The organism is Bacillus sp. JJ1566 (genome assembly GCF_036962685.1).
Classification (GTDB): Bacteria; Bacillota; Bacilli; order Bacillales; family Bacillaceae_L; genus Ferdinandcohnia.
Genome location: NZ_JBALOP010000090.1, coordinates 1 through 2,322 on the forward strand (window position 1 = coordinate 1; position 2,322 = coordinate 2,322).

Consider the following 2,322-nt stretch of genomic DNA (forward strand, 5'->3'; position numbering starts at 1 on the left):
ATCAAGTTGATGATTATGAACAAAGAAAAAATTTTATCTCGGTAGTTCAGAATTCAATTAGAAAATTCTATGTGAAATTAATGTTAAACAAAGTTCTTTCCTTAAAATATAAGGTAACTATTACATTACTAAACGTTAATAAAAATTTATTGATACTATTAAAAGAATCAAGAAAAAGGATAAAGTTTTGAAGATAAATTTTTATTACTTTATAAATGGAGAAGATTGAATGAAAACAAGATTATTATTTGCGATAGATTCCTTAGTGGGTGCAGGAGCAGAAAAAAGCCTTATTACTCTTTTATCCTTATTAGATTATAGAAAATACTCAGTGGATCTAGTACTGTTTGCACATGGTGAAATTCTAGAAGAATTGGTCCCAAAGGAAGTAAATATATTAAGACCATTTAAGTACACCGAGTTTGCGAATTTAAATTTATTAAGGGCTTTTTATTATTCAATCAAAGAGAAGAATTTTAAGATGCTTTATTCTAGAATTATGTACTCTCTAAAAATTCGTTTGAAAAAATACAACAATCCTGAAAAGGCTAGGGTTTATTGGGAAAATGTTTCAAATGTGATTGAAGAGAACAATAAAAAATATGATATAGCTATAAGTTATGCACAAGGAGTACCAACTTTTTTTGTTGCTGAAAAAACAAAGGCAGAGAAAAAATTTGCGTGGATTAATGTAAGTTACCGATTAGATAAGAAAAATGCTGATTTTCAGCAAAAGTATTATGATATTTATAATAAAATTGTAGCGGTTTCAAATTCTGCTAAAGAAATCTTTCTAGAAACGTTTCCGAATTATGATAATAAAATGGAGGTTATTTATGACATAAATAATCCTGATTTTATTGTAAATATGGCCAAATTAAATGAAGGGTATAGCGATAATTTTGGCGGATATAGGATTCTTACGATTGGAAGATTAGCTTATCAAAAAGGCTATGACATTGCTTTAGAGGCTTGTAGATTGTTAAAAAAACAAGGAGTTAATTTTAGATGGTATGTATTAGGTAAGGGTCCCTTAGAATCGGAAATTTTGGAATACATTAAAATAAACAATCTTGAAGAGAATTTCATTTTATTAGGAGTCACATCTAATCCGTATCCTTATGTAAAGAATTGTGATTTTTATGTTCAAACCTCAAGATTTGAAGGTTTTGGATTGGCAATTGCTGAGGCAAGAATGCTAAATATTCCAGTAGTAACTACTAGGTTTGATGCTGTATATAGTCAGATGATTGATGGTGAAAATGGACTGGTGGTGGATATGAATGCAGACGCAGTATCCAAAGGGATACTTAAATTAATGAAAAATCATCAGTTAAGAGAAGAGATTAAAAAAAATCTAAAGAAGGAAAAGAAAGGGAATATCGAAGAATTAGATAAATTTTATGCATTAATAGGATAAAACGATGAGAGTGAGTAATCATGAAAAAGAAAATATTATTTGTTTTAATAAATATGAATGTCGGTGGTACAGAAAAGGCCCTGCTTAATATGGTAAATGAATTCCCTTTAGATAAATATGAAATTACTATTTTTATGTTGGAAAAGTATGGTGGATTTCTTAAATATATTCCTCCAGAAGTCAACGTTCAATATTTTTTAGACTATAACAGTATAAAGGACATTTTAAATAATCCACCGCGGTTTACGTTTATTGATCTACTTAAAAAAGGAAAAATATTTAGAGCTTTTATGATTTTAAAGCTACACATAATTACTAAGGTTTTACAAGATAGAAGCCTATTTTTTAAATATCTACTTAGAAAATACCCAACCCTAAATGAGGAATATGATATTGCAGTAGCTTATGATGGTCCAATGGATTTCATAAGCTATTTTGTTTTAAAGAAAGTAAAGGCTAGAAAAAGGCTCCAATGGATTCACTTTGATGTCACAAAAATTGGATTTAATCGAAGATATGCTTCAAGAATTTATACAAAATTTGATAAAGTCTTTGTTGTCTCAAATGAAGCTAAATCAAAATTACTTCAATATCTCCCAAATTTAAAGAGAAAAACAGAGGTTTTATTAAATATTACATCACCATTAACAATAAAAAAACAATCAAAAATGGGTATAGGTTATACCGATCACTTTGATGGTTTAAGAATATTAACGGTAGGTAGATTATCAAAAGAAAAAGGTCAAGACTTAATTGTACCCGTACTTGCTCGATTAAAACAAGAAGGTCATAAAGTAAGGTGGTATTGTCTAGGTGGTGGGAATCTTAAAAATAAGCTAGAAAGACTTATCAAAGAATATCAATTAGAAGATGACTTCATACTATTAGGAACTGATCCTAAT

3 protein-coding genes are annotated in these 2,322 nt (G+C 28.6%); all 3 read left to right on the plus strand.

The annotated features are described in order from the left end of the window. Positions 1–191 (plus strand): hypothetical protein (locus tag V7112_RS23575; protein ID WP_335424384.1); only part of this gene is annotated, 191 nt, incomplete at its 5' end. 38 nt (positions 192–229) lie between these two features. Further along, on the plus strand, positions 230–1,420 hold the full coding sequence (locus V7112_RS23580) for a glycosyltransferase (protein ID WP_335424386.1): 1,191 nt from the start codon (positions 230–232) through the stop codon (positions 1,418–1,420). Between the two features lie 20 nt (positions 1,421–1,440). Then, positions 1,441–2,322: glycosyltransferase (locus V7112_RS23585; protein ID WP_335424388.1), on the plus strand; the 882-nt coding region annotated here is incomplete at its 3' end.

What these genes read in the sequence shown, in the direction of transcription:
- V7112_RS23580 (WP_335424386.1), top strand. Translation starts at nt 230, where the DNA reads ATGAAAACAAGATTATTATTTGCGATAGATTCCTTAGTGGGTGCAGGA.